A 17359-nucleotide genomic window follows, 5' to 3' on the forward strand; every position below is an offset into this window, starting at 1 on the left:
TTTCCGTAGGTGACGGACACGAGTCTGCGGCGGCGGGGAGGCGGGGTCAGGAGGGGCAGGCCCCGTCCGGGGGTGGTGTCAGGTCCCCTGTTTCGAGGAGGGTGATCAGGGCCCGGGCCGCCGGGCTGGTGGCCGTCTCGGGCGGCAGCAGGGCGACCGTCTCGTACGCGGCCTCGTCGGTGTCCTTGAGGGCGAGCGCGGTGAGCGCGGGCCGCTTGTGCCGGAAGTGGCGGGGGACGACGGCGATGCCGAGGTTCTCGTCGACCAGGTCCAGGAGGCTGTGGACGTCGTTGACCTCCAGCGCGACCGTGCGCCGGACGCCCGCCGAGGCGAAGGCCGCGTCGGTCGCGCGGCGGGGCCCCCAGTCCGGGTGGAAGTCGACGAACACCTCGCCGCCGAGATCCTCCGGGAGCACCGCCGCGCCCGCCGTGGCCAGCCGGTGGCTGGGATGGCAGAGCACGGTGATCGGCTCGCTGGTCAGGGCCACCGAGCGCAGCTGGTCGGTGTCGTCCTGGGTGCGGTACGCGAAGGCCAGGTCGAGCCGGCCCGCGGCGACCTCCTCGGCCAGCGCCCCCGACCCCGCCTGCCGCAGCCGGATCTCGACGTCGGGGTGGCGGCGCCGGAACGCGGCGAGCAGCCCCGCCACATGCACCCCGGCGATGCACTGCTCGGTGCCCAGCGCCAGCGTGCCGCGCAGCACGCCCTGCACCGCCGCCACCGCCTCGTGCGCGGAGCGCACCTGGGCGAGGATGCGCTCCGCCTCGCCGAGCAGCGCCCGGCCCGCCTCGGTCAGCGTCACCCGGCGGGTCGTCCGCACGAAGAGCGGCGCCCGCAGCTCCCGCTCCAGGGCCCGGATCGACGCCGAGAGCCCGGACTGGGACACCAGCAGCCGCTCGGCCGCCCGGGTGAAGTGCTGGTCCTCGGCGACCGCCACGAAGTGCTGGAGATGACGCAGTTCCATGATTGAGAAGCCTAACCGCACAATTCCATCGGATTCTTCTGTTGGACCACTGCCCGCGGCTCGGGAAAGAGTGGGATCGGTAGATCGTGTGCCAACCCCTCTGGAGTCGCGTTGTACACCGCACACCCCGACCGCTACGCCGACATGCCGTACCGCCGCAGCGGCCGCAGCGGCCTGAAGCTTCCCGCGCTGTCGCTCGGCCTCTGGCACAACTTCGGGCCCGACCGGCCGGTGACGACCCAGCGCGCCATCCTGCGCCGCGCCTTCGACCTCGGCGTCACCCACTTCGACCTCGCCAACAACTACGGCCCGCCGCCCGGCGCCGCGGAGTCCGCGTTCGGCGAGGCCCTGAAGGCGGACTTCGCGGCGTACCGGGACGAGCTGATCATCTCCACCAAGGCCGGCTATCTGATGTGGCCGGGCCCGTACGGCGAGTGGGGTTCCCGCAAGTACCTGCTGTCCTCGCTCGACCAGTCCCTGGGCCGGATGGGCCTGGACTACGTCGACATCTTCTACTCGCACCGCCCGGACCCGGAGACTCCGCTGGAGGAGACGATGGGCGCCCTGCACTCCGCGGTGCAGCAGGGCAAGGCGCTGTACGTGGGCGTCTCCAACTACTCGGCGGAGCAGACCCGCGAGGCCGCCCGCATCCTCGGCGAACTCGGCACCCCGCTGCTCATCCACCAGCCCCGCTACTCGATGCTCGACCGCCGCCCGGAGACCGAGGGCCTGCTGGACGCGCTCGACGAGCTCCAGGTCGGCTCCATCGTCTTCTCCCCGCTGGAGCAGGGCCTGCTGACCGGCCGCTACCTCGACGGCATCCCCGAGGGCTCCCGGGCGGCGAGCGACAGCCCGTTCCTCAACTCGGACGCGGTCACCGAGGACCTGGTCGGGCAGCTCCGCGAGCTCGACGAGGTCGCCAAGGGCCGCGGCCAGACCCTGGCCCAGCTCGCCCTGTCCTGGGTGCTGCGCGGCGGCCGGGTGACCTCCGCGCTGATCGGCGCCAGCAGCGTGCGGCAGGTCGAGGACTGCGTCGGCGCCGCCGCGAACCTGGACTTCGACGCGGAGGAACTGACGCGGATCGACGCGATCATCAACCGGTGACGCGTTCGGTGACGCATTCGGTGAGGGGGACGCGGACCGCGTCCCCCTCACCCTTTCCGGTCGCCTCGCGGCCCTGTATCGCGCGTCGAACCCGGCGCCGGCTCAGGCTCCGGCCGGAACCCGGTCGAGGAAGCCCAGAACCCGGCGGATCCGGCCCTCCTCGTCGAGCGTGACCACGTCAAAACCGGCCACCGGTGCGGAGCCCTCGGCCTCGTTCACCAGCTCCCAGCCGAAGCGCGCGGTGTCGTGGTGGCCGTCCACCGCGCCGAGCGGACGGAACACGAAACCGGGGAACCGCGCGTGCGCCGCCGCGATCACGGCCGCGATCTGCGCATGCCCCGCGACATCGGCCAAGGGGTCGGTGTAGGAGCCCTCCGGAGCCCAGGCGGCGGCGACCGCCTTGCCGAGCGCCTCCGGGTCGGTGGCGTTCCAGGCCTCGAAGTAGCGGGCGGCGGCGGTCTGGTGACGGTCGGTGTTCACGGACATGGCGGATCAGCCTCCATCGAGGTCGTCATCGCAGGTCAGGTGGTGGATCGCGGTGTGCGGCGATCCGTTGGCACCACCCTGCCCGGATCCGGGCGACGGGTCGATTACCCCTCGGGTAATGAAGGTTGGCCGGTACAGCACGCGCATTTCGGCCAATTCGTAGAGGGAATATGCCAAGAGACTGGCCGGAAAGGCGTGGTGACAGTGTTTCGAAAGTGAACATACTCGAATGTCAGGAGCACTTCACCGCACAGGAGCCGCACGGAAAACCGGCCCGCGACGGCACACCGGCGAGCTACGGGGGAGTGATCGTGCACGACGAATTCCTGTGCCATGTCACGGCATACGGCACGTGCGGCGGGCAGCGCATCGGCGTTCCGCTCGGCACGTACCGTGCGCCGACCCTGGCACTGGCGCTGTGGTGGTTACGGGACCGGGCCTCCTGGATCGCGGAGCGGCTGGACCCCTTACCCGAGAACCCCAGATTTCCGCGGGGGGCACTCGTCCCGGTCGCGGAGACCGTGCTCGACGTGCCCGGACTGCTGCGCGCCTGGTGCTCCGACGTGGTCCGGCAGGAACTCGTCGCCGACGAGCTGGCCGGCGGACGGCTGGTCAGGATCGCCGTCCAGGACGACACCACCGAGTACGAACTGCTCGCCGAGTCCGTCGACGCCCTCCGTATGCAGCGCACCAGCCCGGCACTCGTCGTCCCCGTCGCCTGACACGTGACAGCCGCCGCCCCGGCGGCATGACCAGGCACATAAGAGGTCAGATCGGTAGAATTCTGGCCATGGCGGAGTGGCCGGTCGCCTCGACCGCGCCCGAACTCGTCCTGGAGACCGACACGGGCTCCACGGTGATGAGCCCGGGCCGCGACTACCACGTCGGGCGCGACCCGTACAGCGACATCGTCATCGACGATGCCCGGGTCTCGTGGCACCACGCGGTGCTCCGGCCCGCCGACGGCCACTGGACCCTCGAGGACGAGGACAGCACCAACGGCACCTACGCCGACGGCCGCCGCGTCCGCGAATGGGAGGTCGGCCCCGGTACGGTCATCCGCTTCGGCAGCCCCGCCGACGGCCCGAGCGCCGTCCTGGTGGGCCGCGCACCGCCCGCCCCGGACCGGCCCTCCGTCGTCTCGATGCCCGGCCGGACCGGCACCTTCCGGCAACCGTCCTCGGTACGGCCGCTCCGGGCCGGCACGGTCCGCATCGGCCGCGCCCCCGACAACGACGTCGTCGTCGACGACCTGGTCGTCTCCCGCCACCACGCCGAACTGCGCGCCCGCCCCGACGGCGGCCACGAGATCGTCGACCTGAACAGCCACAACGGCACCTACCTCAACGGCCGCACCGTCACCCGCGCCCCGCTCGGCCCCCGGGACGTCGTCGGCATCGGCCACTCGGCGTTCTGCCTGGTCGACGGCCGGCTCCAGGAGTACGTCGACACCGGCGAGGTCTCCCTCGACGTCCAGGACCTCACCGTCGCCGTCGACCACGGCCGCAAGATCCTGCTGGACCACGTCTCCTTCCCGGTGGGCGAGAAGTGCCTGCTCGCCGTGGTCGGACCGAGCGGCGCCGGCAAGTCCACGCTGCTCGGCGCCCTCACCGGGCAGCGCCCCGCCGAGCACGGCACCGTCCTCTACGACGGCCGCGACCTCTACCGCGACTACGCCGAACTGCGCCAGCGCATCGGCCTGGTCCCGCAGGACGACATCCTGCACGTCCAGCTGACCGTCCGCAGCGCCCTCACCTACGCCGCCGAACTCCGCTTCCCCGAGGACACCGCCAAGGCCGAACGCCGGGAACGGGTCGAGGAGGTCATCCGGGAACTGGGCCTGGAACAGCGCGCCGACCAGCCCGTGCACAGCCTCTCCGGCGGACAGCGCAAGCGGGTCAGTGTCGCCCTGGAGCTGCTGACCAAGCCGTCGCTGCTCTTCCTCGACGAACCGACCTCCGGACTGGACCCCGGCATGGACCGCTCGGTGATGAACATGCTGCGCGGCCTCGCCGACGACGGCCGTACCGTCATCGTCGTCACCCACAGCGTGCTCAGTCTCGACGCGTGCGACCGCCTCCTGGTCCTCGCGCCGGGCGGGCGGACCGCCTACTTCGGACCGCCCGGCGAGGCCCTCGGCTTCTTCGGGTTCGACGAGTGGCCCGAGGCCTTCGAGGCGTTCGAGCGGGACACCGGCCGGGACTGGGCGGGGGAGTACCGCGACTCGTCGTACCACCGGAAGTACATCGTGAACTCCAGCACGCAGCCGGTCGTGCCGCGCAGCGGGCCCCTCGCCCCGGCCCCGCCGCCGAGGCCGCGCGGCTGGGGCGCCCAGTTCGCCACGCTGGTGCGCCGCTACACGGCCGCGCTCGCCGCCGACCGCACCTTCCTCGCCATCATGATCGCGCTGCCGTTCGTGATGGGCTCGATGGCCCGGGCCGTCGCCGGCAGCAGGCTCACCGTCGACACCGCGACCAACGCGCTGCTCATCCTGTGCGTGGGCGGGGTGCTGACCGGCGCCGCCAACGCCGTGCGCGAGCTGGTCAAGGAACGCGTCATCTACCAGCGCGAGAGAGCCGTCGGCCTGCCCAGATCGGCCTACGTGATGTCGAAGGTCGTCGTCCTCGGCGCCATCACCGTGCTCCAGGCGATCGTGCTCACCCAGGTGGGACTCGCCGGCGTCGACCTCGACGCGCCCGGCGGCAGAGGGGTGCTGATGTCGCCCCTGCTGGAGATCACGGTCGCCGTGGCCGTGCTCTCCTTCACGGCGATGATGCTGGGCCTGCTGATCTCCGCGCTGGTCCGCAAGGAGGAGGTGACGATGCCGCTCCTGGTGCTGCTCACCATCGTCCAGGTCGTCTTCTGCGGGACCGTGCTGAAGGTGAACGGCGTGCCCGGTATCGAACAGCTCGCCTGGCTGGCACCCTCGCGGTGGGGGCTCGGCGCCATGGCCGGCACCGTCGACCTGCACCGGATCGTCCCCGGCGCCCTCACCGCCGACCCGCTCTTCCGGCACTCGGCGGGCGTCTGGCTGCGCAACATGCTGATGCTGGTGGTCCTGGCGGTCGGCTTCGGCGTGGTGCTGTCCCGGCTGCTGCGCCGGCACGAACCGGCCGTGATGCGAAAGTAGGCGAGGCGATGACGACGACGCCAGGATTCCGGCCCACCCACGTCGTCCCCGCCGACGGCATGCCCGCCTGGGAGGCCCCCGACCCCGCCCGGCCCACGGTGCCCCTCGACCCGCTGCTGCCGGTGCAACTGGTCGAGCGGCGCGGGGACTGGGCGCACATCGGCTGCGCCAACGGCTGGGCCGCCTGGGTCGACGGCCGCTACCTCGTCGCCGTACCCCACGACCCGCCCCTCACCGGCGGCCCGTCCACCGAGGCCACCGACCCGCGTCCGCTGCTGGCCCGCGCCGAACGGGCCCTGGCCGACTACAACGCCGCCGTCCAGGAGCTGGCGGGCGGCGCCCTCGACGGCGAGTCCTTCCGGGACCGCACGCACGGGCTGCGCATCGGCGTGGTGGTCGACGGGGAGTCCGTGTGGCTGTACGACCCCGCCGAGGGCCGCTGGCTGTACGGCGACGGACGACGGCTGACCACGTACGTCACCGACCAGGCCGAGCCGGACACCGACGGCCCCGGCCACTGCCCGACCCGGGTGGTCACCCCCGACGGAGAGCGCTGATGACCGGCGGCGGCGCGCAGGCGCTCACCGACCTGGCCGGCCAGGAGATCGCCGGCTATCGGATCGGGAGCCGGCTCGGCCGCGGCGGCATGGCCGTCGTGTACCGCGCCCACGACCCGCGCCTGGACCGCACGGTGGCACTGAAGCTGCTCACCCCCGAACTCGTCCGCGACGACACCTTCCGCCGGCGCTTCATCCACGAGTCCCGGGCGGCCGCCGCCATCGACCACCCGCACATCGTGCCGGTCTACGAGGCCGGTGAGTGCGACGGTGTCCTGTACATCGCCATGCGCTGCGTCGACGGCTGCGACCTGCGTCAACTCCTGGACCGCAAGGGCCCGCTGCCGTTCTCTGCGGCCGTGCGGATCGCCGCCCAGGTGGCGTCCGCGCTGGACGCGGCCCACGACCACGGCCTGGTCCACCGGGACGTCAAGCCCGGCAACATCCTGGTCGCCCGGGGCCCCGACAGCGACCACCCCGAGCACGTCTACCTCACCGACTTCGGCCTCACGAAGAAATCCCTGTCCCTGACCGGCCTCACCTCCGTCGGCCAGCTGGTCGGCACCCTCGACTACGTGGCACCCGAGCAGATCGCGGGCCGCCCGGTGGACGGCCGCTGCGACGAGTACGGCCTCGCCTGTGTCGTCCACGAGACCCTGACGGGCCGTCCGCCCTTCGTCCGCGACGACGACATGGCCGTGCTCTGGGCCCACCAGTACGACGAGCCGCCCGCGCTCACCCCGGGCCGCCCCGACCTCGGCCCGGCCGTGGACCAGGTCCTCGCGAAGGCCCTCGCCAAGTCCCCCGACGACCGCTACGACTCCTGCCTCGCCTTCGTCACCGCCCTGCGCGCCGCCAGGCCGGCCGTCACCCCCGCCGCCACGCAGGCCGACACGCCGGGGGAGCGGCGGCCGGTCCCCCGCCCGCCGTCCTGGGCCACACCCGTCCTGCGGGTCCGCTAGGCGGCCACCTCGCCCCGCCGGCGCACCCGGCGGGCCGCCGGCGCGCCCAGGAACCCGGCGACCAGGCCCCAGAGCGCGCCCAGCCCCACCGCCGACCACAGGTGCGGTCGCAGCAGCACCTCACCCGACAGGCCGCCGCCCAGGTCGCCGAGGCCGAACAGCGAGAGGCCGTAGTGGGCGGAGACCCGCACGGTCAGGCAGAGCGTCAGCATGGTCAGCGCGAGGGCGACCGCCAGATGCACCGCGTGCTGCCAGGGGCGGATGCGGGCGGGGGAGCGCACCACCATCACGAGGGCGGCCGCCAGCAGCAGCACCGCGGCCACCCCGACCAGCCACCACGCCCTGCCGTCGTGGGCCGCCAGGGTGCGCACGCTCAGGGTGGAGACGTCGGGGGTGCGCAGCACCTCCGCGAGCACCTTCGGCACCGGCAGACCGAACGGCCCGTCGACCCTGCCGTCCCAGGTCGCGCCGAGACCCACGGTCAGGGCCAGCCACGCCAGGTTGGGCAGCCCGAGCAGGATCAGCGCGAGGGTCTCCCTGGCCTGCCCGCGCGTCACCATCGTGACCAGGGCGATCACCAGTGCCAGCGCCACGTACGCCAGGACGAGCACGACCATCGCGTACGCCGCCGGGCGCACCGACGCCTGGAAGCGCAGCAGCAGCCCGGGCAGCGGCGCCCCGCGCGACACCAGCAGCGCCAGCAGCAGGATCCCGGCCAGCCACAGCAGCCCGAACCCGACGGTCAGCGGCACATCCGTGGTGAAACCCACCTTCGGCGAGGCGTCGAGGAGGTCGGTGACGTCACCGAGGACGCCGGTGCCCACGTTCACCGTGAAGGTGTGCCGGGCGCCGAGAGCGAGGCCGATCAGCGCGAGCAGCCACAGCACCGCCAGCCGGGCCGCCCACCCGGCCAGCTCCCGGGCACCGGCCACCGCCCGATGCCGCAGCGGCCGCAGGAAGCCCCCGGCCACCACGAGCGCCCCGACCAGCGTCACCGACAGGGGTACGGCGGTCAGCCCGGCGTTCGTCCGGGCCAGTTCCCCCGCGTTCCCCGACAGCTCGACCGTGCCGCCGACCGCCGTCACCACGGTCGCGAGCACCACCGGCCCGAACGCGCCCTTCGGCAGGTCCGTCGCGCCCGCCGCCCACAGCCCCCCGGCGGCCACCGCTGCCATGGCGACCGTCGCGGCCAGGACCACGGCCAGGGCCAGTGGCCAGCCGTGCCGGGCCACGGGACGGGCGGACGGCGCGGTCACCGGCCGCTCGGAGGCGATTCGGGGGCTCACGCTGTCACGCTAGGCAACGGCCGGACACCCCGCCCGCCGGGTGAGCCGTCCGCGTCCGCTTGCGGACGGTACGGGACCGGCGCACATTGGGCTCGTTGTGCATCAAATGAGGCATTTTCTGTAAATGCCGTTTATCGCAGCGGGGAGATGAGCGCGTGAGCGTCCAACCGCCGTCATCCGGCCGCCCCACGGGGCCTCCCTCCGGCCCGCTGTCCGGGCCCTCAGGACCACCGGCCGGACCCCCCTCGCAGCCTCCCACCGGCCCAGGCGGCGAGGACGGACGGCCGCACCAGCCGTGGTGGCGGTCCGCGCCCCGGATCGCCATGCTCACCACCGCCGTGGTGGTCGCCGCCGTCCTCGCCGTGGTCCTCACCCATGCGGGCAGCGGCACCGGCAAGCGCGGCGAGGTCTTCCTCCAGGCCGCCAACAGCGCCGGCCAGGACCCGTTCACCGAGTCCACCACGGTGAAGGGCTCCGCGACCTCGGAGTCCCCCGCCCCGGCCGCGCCGGTGGTCTCGGGGACGCCGGTGAACGAGGTGCGCGGGGTGAGCGGCGCGGCGCCCGGCCTGTACAGCGGCACCCAGAACAGCGGCAGCTGCGACGTAGAGCAGCAGATCAAGTACTTCCAGGCCTCGCCGCCGCGCAACAAGGCGTTCGCCTCGCAGGTCGGCGTCCAGCCCTCCGGTGTCCCCGCCTACCTGCGCTCGCTCACCCCCGTGCAGCTGCGCGCGGACACCCGGGTCACCGCCCACGGCTACCGCGACGGCGGTGCGACGACCTACCAGTCGGTCCTCCAGGCCGGTACCGCCGTCATGGTCGACGGACACGGCGTGCCCCGGGTGCGGTGCGCCTGCGGCAACCCGCTGACCCCGCCGGTCGCCCAGCGGACCGCCCCCCGGACCATCGGCGCCGCCTGGTCCGCGTACCGGCCCGGGAACGTGGTCGTCGTCGCACCCGCCGCGCGGGTCGTCAACGTCTTCGTCATCTTCGACCACCGGCACGACGACTGGTTCGGCCGCCACCGGGGCGACCACACCGGGCACCAGGACCACCGCACCAGGCCTCCGGCCGACCCGAACCCCATGTACCCGCCGGCCCCCACCGGCCCCTCGCGGCCGTCGAGCCCCGGCACCGGCTCGTCGTCCCCCTCGTCGCACTCGCCGTCCTCGAAACCCCCGTCGGCGAACTCGCACGCCCCGTCCTCACCACGGCCGTCCTCGAAGGCGCCCTCGTCCCAGTCGCCGTCCTCCGAGCCGCCTTCGTCGCAGGGTCCTTCGTCGGCGTCGCCGAAGACCGAATCGCCCAAGACTGAGTCGCCCAAGACCGAGTCCCCGAAGACCGAGTCCCCGGGGTCCGAATCGCCGGCGACCGAGCCGGGGCCGGGGTCGAAATCACCGGAGTCGCTGAGGTCGCCGGAGTCCCCGAAATCCCCGGAGTCTCCGAAGTCCGAGGTGCCACCCTCCGAGGTGCTGCCCTCAGAGGTGCTCCCTTCCGGGGTGCTGCCCTCCGAGGTGCCGCGCTCCGAGGGGCCGCCGTCCCCCGCGTCGCCCGGTCCGGAGTCCGGGGTGTCCTCCGCCGCCCCTGAATCCCCGGCGGTCCCGCCCGGCTCGGCCCCCGCGTCCCCGCCGGTGTGAGAAGCGCGACGTTCTTGTGCGCGATCGGCGAACATCTCCCGGGACTGCCCGACCGCACTCGGGGTACGAGCATGGATGCAACAGCGACCGGCCGTACCGGCCTCCGAGAGAGACACGCATGACCGAACACCTGGGCGGGGCAGTGATACCGACTGGCTTCGACGTACCCGTGGAGCCGCTGCGGCGGGCGGCGCACTACACGGGCGAACCCGGCTGCATAGCGGAGGCGCGGGATTTCGCGGCCCGCTTCCTGGAGCAGCTCAGGACCGAGTGGTGCGCCGCGATCGACCCCCGGGCCGACGGCGAGCTGCTCCTCGTGGTGAGCGAGCTGGTCACCAACGCCGACCGGCACAGCAACGGCCCGTACATCCTCGAACTGGAGGGCACGGACAGCGCGGTCCTGGTCTCCGTGTACGACAGCAGCGCCGCGCTGCCCCGCCGCTTCCCCCGGGACCCCGAGCGGGTCGGCCGGCACGGCCTGGAGATCGTGCACGCCCTGGCCGCCGAGGTCAGCGCCGAGCGGGTGCCGGTCGGCAAGCGGGTGCAGGCCCTGGTGCGCTTCCCGCACTGACCGCTTTCCTCTTCACCGACCCTCGCGGACACCACGGGCGCCGCCCCACGCGCCGGTGTGGGGCAGCGCCCGGAGTCCTGCCGTCAGGCGCAGCCGAGTTCGCCCAGCATCCCCTGACGCAGGCGTGTGATGATCCGCTTGATCAGCCGGGAGACATGCATCTGGGAGCAGCCGAGGCGCTCGCCGATCTCCGCCTGGGTGGCTTCCTCCACGAACCGCAGATGGATGATCTCCCGGTCGCGTTCGCTGAGTTCGGCCATGAGCGGGGCCAGCGACTGGAAGTCCTCGACGAGCCGCAGGCCCTCCTCCTCGACGCCGATGAAGTCGGCGAGCACGGACTCGCCGTCCTCGGGGCCGTCGCCGGTCAGGGCCGCGTCCAGGGAGGAGGAGTTGTAGCCGTTGGACGCCAGCTGGCCCTCGACCACCTCGTCCTCGGAGAGGTTCATCAGCGTGGCCAGTTCGACGACGCTCGGTTCCCGGTCCAGCCGGCTGGACAGCTCCTCGCGGGCCTTGGCCAGCTCGACACGCAGCTCCTGGAGCCGGCGCGGCACGTGCACCGCCCAGGTGGTGTCCCGGAAGAACCGCTTGATCTCGCCCACGATGTACGGGAGCGCGAAGGAGGTGAACTCGACCTCGCGCGACAGCTCGAACCGGTCGATGGCCTTGATCAGGCCGATCATCCCGGTCTGGACGATGTCCTCCATGTCATCGCCCCGGTTGCGGAACCGTCCGGCCGCGAACCGCACCAGCGACATGTTCATCTCGATGAGCGTGTTCCGGGCGTACTGGTACTCCGGGGTTCCTTCCTCCACCTCGGCGAGCCGGCGGAAGAACTGCCGGGACAACTCCCGCGCGTCGCGCGGGGCCACGGACTTCGGGTCCTCGATTCCGGGCAGGGCTCCCTCCGCTGTCAGCTCTTCCGCGGTGTGCGCGGTGACCACTGCTTCCGACCGGATCCCGGCGGTATCCATTTCCCTCTCCCAAGTCACGGTTCGGCGGCTGCCTCTTCGGCCTGTCGTTCCGGCCCTGTCCAGGGTTTCGCCCCTGGGTCGGGTACCCGGAACCGGACATCCCATGCGTGCTTGACGGTCGGGTACCCGGGGTGACGCCACGCATGCGTCCCGTCCGCACGCGTGGCGGAAAATCAGCGGCTCACCCGCCGGTCTCCCCGACGCGAACGGCCGTGATCAGCTCGTGCCAGTAGCGCTTGGTGACGACTCCGTCGTAGCGGGAGTCGATGAGCTCCCGGATGTCGGCGAGCAGGGCGTCGCGGGCGGGCTCGGGGAGAGCGCGGTGGTTCGAGTAGGTGAGCAGGACGTCCAGGTAGGCGCCGGTGCGGTAGGTGATCTCCTGGGCGTGGCCGTGCACCGTGACGTCCGTGAAGTACGGGGAGCCGGTGAACTCGGCCGTGTCGGTCGCGACGGCGGACTCGGGGGACGGGCGCAGCCCGGGCGGTGTGGCCGGATCCCATCGTTCGTAGCACTCCTGGACGTCGGCGAAGAAGTCCTCGGTGCCGCCCGCCACATGGTGGGTGGTGACGACGCCGAGCAGCCCGCCGGGGCGCAGCACCCGGGCCGGCTTCGTGACCCGGAGCGCCGGGTCGATCCAGTGGAACGCGGTCGCGCACACCACCGCGTCGAACGGCTCCGGTGGCGGCTCCCACTCCTCGAAGGCGGCGGTGACGACCTCCACCTCCGGGAACCCCGCGAGGCGCCGGCGGGCGACCGCGGCCATCGACGGGCCCATCTCCACGGCGGTCACCGCACAGCCGGACCCGGCCAGGTCGACGGTCAGCTGGCCGGTGCCCGGGGCGATCTCCAGGACGCGGACTCCCGGTGCGGCGCCGGTGACCCGGCCCAGCTCCGCCACGAGGGAAGGGGGATAGCGGGGCCGCGCCCGCTCGTACAGTTCGGCGTCCTCGTCGAAGGTGACCCGCAGGTGCTGCCGTGCTCCGCTGGACTCATGCGCTTCCATGCGGGGGAGAATGCCGATCTCCCTCCCGCGTGGGCCACTGCTTTTAGGCTGACGGGGTGAGCAGCCAACCGCCGAACCACGCCCCCGTCCTTCCGCTGCGTCCGCAGGAGCCGCCCGCCGACCCCAGGGAGCCGCTCTGGCGCGACCTGGTCGGAGACGTCCTGCGGCGCGAACGACTGACCCAGGAACGCACCCTCAAGGACGTCGCCGACACCGCCCGGATCTCCCTGCCGTATCTGTCGGAGGTCGAGCGGGGCCGCAAGGAGGCCTCCTCGGAGGTCCTCGCGGCCGCCGCCCACGCCCTCGGCCTCGACCTGGGAAGTCTGCTGTCCCGGGTCCAGACCGAGTTCGCCCGCAGGACCGCCGCCGCCCGCCCCGTGCCGAGGCCCTGCAACGGACTGTGCCTGGCCGCCTGACGGCGGTTCAGCGACGTGGTCATGGCCGGGATCGTAGGCGGGCCACCGATGAGTTTCCGGCCGCGCGGCGGTCGGTACACATGACCGCGTTCCCCGCTCCAGGAGGTGCCCATGACCACCGACGGATTCACCACGTGTCTCTGGTTCGACGGCCAGGCCGAGGAGGCCGCCCACTACTACGTGTCGATCTTCAAGAACTCCAGCGTCGGGAAGGTCGGCCGGTACAGCGAGGCCGGACCGGGCGAGCCGGGTTCCGTGCTGGCCGTCGACTTCACGGCCAACGGGCAGAAGTTCGTCGCCATCAACGGCGGCCCGCAGTTCAAGTTCAGCGAGGCGATCTCCTTCCAGATCTACTGCGACGGGCAGGAGGAGGTCGACCACTACTGGGCCAAGCTCACCGAGAACGGCGGCGAACCCGGCCCCTGCGGCTGGCTCAAGGACCGGTACGGCCTGTCCTGGCAGGTCATCCCCGACGGCCTGATCGAGATGATCGGCGACGCCGACCCGGAGAAGGCGGCGCGTACCACCCGGGCGATGTACGCCATGGGCAAGCTCGACATCGCCGCGCTGAAGAAGGCGTACGCGGGCGAGTGACCGCACACGGACGCGGGGCGGTGTCCGGACACCGCCCCGCGCGCGGACCCCGCCGGGTCAGACCCGGTCGGCCACGATCAGCAGGTACTGGAAGCTGCCGTTCTTGTAGGCGGTGAGGAACGCGTCCTCGATGCCGGTCACCAGGTGCTCGGCCTGCTTGCGCAGCTCCCAGTAGGGGATGGTGGCCTGGGTGAGGTCCTCCACATGGACCGGCACCAGCCGGTTCTTCGCCATCGCCCGGAAGTACTCCGAGCGCGGGTGGATGTCGCAGATGTAGTGCGCGTTGATCAGGGACACCTCGCGCGAGGCCCGGCCGTAGGTGTCGTTGTAGCAGCCGGTGATCGTGACGTAGCGGCCGCCCCGGCGCAGCAGCCGGGCGTGCTCGGCGAACAGCAGCTCCAACTCGACGTACATCGTGGACTCGTTGTTCCACGAGGCCGCGTACGCGCCCGTCTCGAAGCCGGTGTCCAGCATGTTCCGGTGGTGGTAGCGGACCTTGTCGCCGACCTCCCGCTTGCGGGCCATGTCGTTGGCGAACTCGTGCTGCTTGGCTGAGATGGTGACCCCGTCGGCCTGGCAGCCGTAGCGCAGGTTCGCCACGATGCTGCCGCCGCCCCGGCCGCAGCCGGCGTCGAAGACCCGGTCGGCCGGGGTCAGCGGGCCGAGGTGACCGGCCAGCAGTTCGGCCTGGGCGTGCTCCAGCCGGTGCAGTTCGCCGGTGACGCGCTCCTTGCGCAGCTCGGGGTCGGTCTCGTCGAGCACCGACCAGTCGGCCTCGCCGATGCCGTAGTGGTGGTGGTACAGGTCGTCGATCTTTCCGAGTTCGAGGTTGACCGGGTTCTCCTCGGCATTCCAGTAGTCCGCGACGCGGTTCTGGTACCTGGACTGGGTCGGCACCGGGGCTGACGTGGTGGTCTTCTTCCGGGCGACAGGGGCGGTGGTCAACAGGTTCTCCTCGACGTGTTTCTGACGGTGTTTCGGATGTGGCTGAGGGGCTACCAGTAGTCCGGCAGGTGGTAGCGGTTGGTGTTGGTGGCGTGCCACTCGTGATTGCCGGCGACCCAGGCGGCCAGGCTCTCGGCGTAACGCGCGACGAGCGGGGAGCCGGCGGACAGGGCGGCCGACTCCTCCTCGAAGGCCGCCATGATCCGGTTGTGGATGTCGACGGACTTCAGATAGGCCGCCTTCAGCCCCTGCCGGTCGTTGGCCGCCACCACCTGGGGCAGGTTGAGGTGGTCCGGGTCGCTGGCCAGCTCCTTGGTGAAGGAGTACAGGTCGTTGACGATCGTGGTGGCGTTGCAGGCCAGGGCCGTGATCCGCTGGATCTCCGGGCGGGCGTAGAGCTGCTCGGGCAGTTCGTAGCCGTCCACCGCGTCGACGATCGACAGACAGGGCCGGAAGTTGTTGTACTGCCGCATCACCAGGTACTCCCAGACCCGCGGCGTGTACCCGGTCTCCATCCAGGCCGCCTCGCCGAGATAGCCGAGGTGCAGCCGGGCCATGTCGTGCACGAACCGGTCGGTCTGGCTCGGCGTGGCGAACTCGGCGAAGTCCGAGAGCGCGAAGTGGTAGGAGCGCAGTGGACCGTCGGCCGCGATGCCCTCGCGCCACTCCTCCTCGATCTCCGGGATGCCGTGGTAGGGGTCGAGCGCCGACTGGGCGATGATCAGCGGGCCGCCGAGCCCGCGCCGCGAGCCGCCCCGCCCCTCGTCCTCCTCGCAGTAGCAGGAGTCCACGATGTTCTCGGCGAGCAGCAGCTTGCCGGCGGCGGTGAGCCGGTCCAGGTCGAGCCCGCCCGGATGCTGCAGGACGACGGCCCGGCCGAACTGGAAGTCCGAGAAGTCCCCCGTCCAGGCATCGGGGAACAGGTCGAGTTCCCGGGCCCAGGCCTCGAGCCGGCGGTCCAGCTCGGCGGCCTTCTCGGGGTCGGCGGGCACGGCCGGCCGGTAGTGCAGTCCGGGGACCGCACCGGTGCGCCGGGCCGGGCGCAGGCGCTCCGCGATGTTCGGCGGCCCGGGCAGGACGTAGGAGGTGGTGGTCGTGGTCATGGATGTGCTCCAGGCCGTCAGTCGGCGGTGCGGCCGAGCTGGACGTTCTCCAGGATCCCGGCCGCGTCGGGGACCAGGATGGCGAGCGAGTAGTAGGCGGTGACCAGGTAGTTGATGACGGCCTGCTCGTTGATGCCCATGAAGCGGACGTTGAGGCCGGGCTGGAACTCCTCCGGGATACCGGTCTGGTGGAGGCCGACGACGCCCTGGTCGCCCTCGCCGGTGCGCAGCGCGATGATGCTGCTGGTGTGGTCGTCGCTGATCGGGATCTTGCCGCACGGGTAGATCGGGACCCCGCGCCAGGCGGGGATCTCGTGCCCGTCCACGTTCGCCGTAATGGGCACCAGGCCGCGCCGGTTGCACTGCCGGAAGAAGGCCGCGATCGCCTTGGGATGGGCCAGCAGCACCTTGGTCTTGCGGCGCATGGAGATCAGCTCGTCCATGTCGTCCGGGGTCGGCGGTCCGGTGAAGGAGCTGATCCGCTGCCCGTAGTCGATGTTGTGCAGCAGCCCGAACTCGCGGTTGTTGACCAGCTCCCACTCCTGGCGCTCGCGGATCTCCTCGACCGTGAGGCGCAGCTGCTGCTGGGTCTGGTCCATCGGGTGGTTGTAGAGGTCGGCGACCCGGGTGTGCACCCGCAGCACGGTCTGGGTGATGGACAACTCGTACTCGCGCGGCGCCAGTTCGTAGTCCACGAAGCCGCCGCGCAGGGTCGGTTCGCCGCTGTGGCCGGCCTGCACCGGGACCTCGGCCTCGCCCTTGCGGTTCATCGGCAGCCGCTGCCGGTCCACGTACGCCTGGAGGTGGGCGCCCAGCGAGGGGACCCGGTCGATGACCTCCTCGACGACCGACCAGGGCAGGGCCAGCACCACGCCCGGGGTCTCCGCCCGGACCGAGGTCAGCCACAGCGGGTCGGTCTGGCCGACCGCCTCGTCGCCCATCTGGTCGCCGTCGGTGATGACGCCGACGACCTCCTCCTCGCCGTACTTGCCGGCCGCGTACCGGGTGAACCGGCCGTGCACCACCAGGTAGGTCTCGGTGACCGGCTGGCCCGCCTCGAACAGCACCTGGCCGGCCCGCACTTCACGGGCCCGGAAGCGGCCGGCGATCTCGGTGAGCGCGTCCAGGTCGTCGTAGCCGCGCAGGATGGGCAGTTCGGTGAGGGTCTGCGGGATGACCCGGATGTCGTTCCCGCCGTTCTGCTCGAAGCTCACCCGGCCGCGCCCGGTGCGCAGTTGGAGGCGCCGGTTCACCCGGTAGGTGCCGCCCTTGACGTCCACCCACGGCAGTGTCTTGAGCAGCCATCGTGAGGTGATGGCCTGCATCTGCGGTTCGGACTTGGTGGTCGTGGCGAGCTGACGTGCCGCCCGGGTGCTCAGACTGGTGAGCTGCCGGTCGGTGGTGGGATCCGGCTCGGGCTCGTCGACGGCGGAACCGATGACGCTGTCCGGTGTGGACACTTTCCCTCCAGCTACGAGGTGAACGACGGTGACCCGGAAGGTCGGTGGGGTGCGAGGTGGTGATGCGCACCGACAAGCCAAACAGCCCCGGTGATCTCCGGGTACGGCGCGAACGGGGCGGATCTTTGCCCGAGTTGCGCAAACCCGTGGTCCGATGCGGAAAGGGGCGCGTCGCC

General features: G+C 71.9%; 17 protein-coding genes and 1 pseudogene. 10 read left to right on the top strand and 8 right to left on the bottom strand.

What is annotated here, in order from left to right:
* Positions 1-46 precede the first annotated feature (46 nt).
* Positions 47-961, bottom strand: a complete 915-nt coding sequence (locus ACGFZS_RS19555; RefSeq protein ID WP_393796155.1) for a LysR substrate-binding domain-containing protein — start codon at positions 959-961, stop codon at positions 47-49.
* Positions 962-1072: 111 nt separating this feature from the next.
* Here ACGFZS_RS19555 and mgrA point away from each other — a divergent pair, with 111 nt between their 5' ends.
* Complete coding sequence (mgrA, locus tag ACGFZS_RS19560; RefSeq protein ID WP_359213287.1) at positions 1073-2065, top strand: L-glyceraldehyde 3-phosphate reductase; 993 nt, start codon at positions 1073-1075, stop codon at positions 2063-2065.
* Between the two features lie 102 nt (positions 2066-2167).
* Here the strand turns inward: mgrA and ACGFZS_RS19565 are convergent, their stop codons facing one another.
* Positions 2168-2551, bottom strand: a complete 384-nt coding sequence (locus ACGFZS_RS19565) for a nuclear transport factor 2 family protein (protein WP_393796156.1) — start codon at positions 2549-2551, stop codon at positions 2168-2170.
* Between the two features lie 311 nt (positions 2552-2862).
* Here ACGFZS_RS19565 and ACGFZS_RS19570 point away from each other — a divergent pair, with 311 nt between their 5' ends.
* From ACGFZS_RS19570 to ACGFZS_RS19585, 4 genes are all read left to right on the top strand, one after another.
* On the top strand, positions 2863-3273 hold the full coding sequence (locus ACGFZS_RS19570; RefSeq protein WP_393796570.1) for a hypothetical protein: 411 nt from the start codon (positions 2863-2865) through the stop codon (positions 3271-3273).
* 68 nt (positions 3274-3341) lie between these two features.
* Positions 3342-5681: an FHA domain-containing protein gene (locus tag ACGFZS_RS19575; protein ID WP_393796157.1), complete on the top strand. Its 2340-nt coding sequence runs from the start codon at positions 3342-3344 to the stop codon at positions 5679-5681.
* Between the two features lie 8 nt (positions 5682-5689).
* Positions 5690-6238 (top strand): hypothetical protein, encoded by a 549-nt coding sequence (locus tag ACGFZS_RS19580; RefSeq protein WP_393796158.1) that lies wholly within the window; start codon positions 5690-5692, stop codon positions 6236-6238.
* Positions 6238-7200, top strand: a complete 963-nt coding sequence (locus ACGFZS_RS19585) for a serine/threonine-protein kinase (RefSeq protein WP_393796159.1) — start codon at positions 6238-6240, stop codon at positions 7198-7200. The genes ACGFZS_RS19580 and ACGFZS_RS19585 overlap by 1 nt, the downstream gene beginning before the upstream one ends.
* On the opposite strand, the gene ACGFZS_RS19590 is transcribed toward ACGFZS_RS19585, so the two are convergent.
* The gene (locus ACGFZS_RS19590; protein WP_393796160.1) at positions 7197-8486 is read right to left on the bottom strand and encodes a streptophobe family protein; all 1290 of its coding nucleotides are present in this window, start codon (positions 8484-8486) and stop codon (positions 7197-7199) included. The genes ACGFZS_RS19585 and ACGFZS_RS19590 overlap by 4 nt on opposite strands.
* A 155-nt stretch (positions 8487-8641) precedes the next feature.
* Between ACGFZS_RS19590 and ACGFZS_RS19595 the strand changes: the two are divergent.
* The 3 genes and pseudogenes from ACGFZS_RS19595 to ACGFZS_RS19605 all read left to right on the top strand — a co-directional run.
* Positions 8642-9868: pseudogene (locus ACGFZS_RS19595) on the top strand (DUF6777 domain-containing protein); the annotation flags it as partial.
* Between the two features lie 44 nt (positions 9869-9912).
* A complete protein-coding gene (locus ACGFZS_RS19600) occupies positions 9913-10071 on the top strand; it encodes a pentapeptide repeat-containing protein (RefSeq protein WP_393796571.1) in 159 nt (52 codons plus the stop codon).
* Between the two features lie 167 nt (positions 10072-10238).
* Positions 10239-10691: an ATP-binding protein gene (locus ACGFZS_RS19605; RefSeq protein ID WP_393796161.1), complete on the top strand. Its 453-nt coding sequence runs from the start codon at positions 10239-10241 to the stop codon at positions 10689-10691.
* 83 nt (positions 10692-10774) lie between these two features.
* On the opposite strand, the gene ACGFZS_RS19610 is transcribed toward ACGFZS_RS19605, so the two are convergent.
* Both ACGFZS_RS19610 and ACGFZS_RS19615 read right to left on the bottom strand, forming a co-directional pair.
* A complete protein-coding gene (locus ACGFZS_RS19610) occupies positions 10775-11662 on the bottom strand; it encodes an RNA polymerase sigma factor SigF (RefSeq protein WP_365690842.1) in 888 nt (295 codons plus the stop codon).
* 181 nt (positions 11663-11843) lie between these two features.
* On the bottom strand, positions 11844-12665 hold the full coding sequence (locus tag ACGFZS_RS19615) for a class I SAM-dependent methyltransferase (protein ID WP_393796162.1): 822 nt from the start codon (positions 12663-12665) through the stop codon (positions 11844-11846).
* A 56-nt stretch (positions 12666-12721) separates the two neighbouring features.
* Here ACGFZS_RS19615 and ACGFZS_RS19620 point away from each other — a divergent pair, with 56 nt between their 5' ends.
* Together ACGFZS_RS19620 and ACGFZS_RS19625 are read left to right on the top strand one after the other, a co-directional pair.
* Complete coding sequence (locus ACGFZS_RS19620; RefSeq protein ID WP_393796163.1) at positions 12722-13081, top strand: helix-turn-helix domain-containing protein; 360 nt, start codon at positions 12722-12724, stop codon at positions 13079-13081.
* Positions 13082-13192: 111 nt separating this feature from the next.
* On the top strand, positions 13193-13675 hold the full coding sequence (locus ACGFZS_RS19625) for a VOC family protein (protein ID WP_393796164.1): 483 nt from the start codon (positions 13193-13195) through the stop codon (positions 13673-13675).
* A gap of 57 nt (positions 13676-13732) precedes the next feature.
* On the opposite strand, the gene ACGFZS_RS19630 is transcribed toward ACGFZS_RS19625, so the two are convergent.
* Genes ACGFZS_RS19630 through ACGFZS_RS19640 form a run of 3 tightly spaced genes read right to left on the bottom strand, consistent with a single transcriptional unit; the run spans position 13733 to position 17183 of the window.
* A complete protein-coding gene (locus ACGFZS_RS19630) occupies positions 13733-14620 on the bottom strand; it encodes a geranyl diphosphate 2-C-methyltransferase (RefSeq protein ID WP_355720201.1) in 888 nt (295 codons plus the stop codon).
* Positions 14621-14670: 50 nt separating this feature from the next.
* Positions 14671-15723 (bottom strand): family 2 encapsulin nanocompartment cargo protein terpene cyclase, encoded by a 1053-nt coding sequence (locus ACGFZS_RS19635; RefSeq protein ID WP_393796165.1) that lies wholly within the window; start codon positions 15721-15723, stop codon positions 14671-14673.
* Positions 15724-15740: 17 nt separating this feature from the next.
* Positions 15741-17183: a family 2B encapsulin nanocompartment shell protein gene (locus ACGFZS_RS19640; protein WP_393796166.1), complete on the bottom strand. Its 1443-nt coding sequence runs from the start codon at positions 17181-17183 to the stop codon at positions 15741-15743.
* Positions 17184-17359: the final 176 nt, after the last annotated feature.

It is taken from the genome of Streptomyces sp. NPDC048288 (assembly GCF_043201555.1).
Lineage (GTDB): Bacteria > Actinomycetota > Actinomycetes > Streptomycetales > Streptomycetaceae > Streptomyces.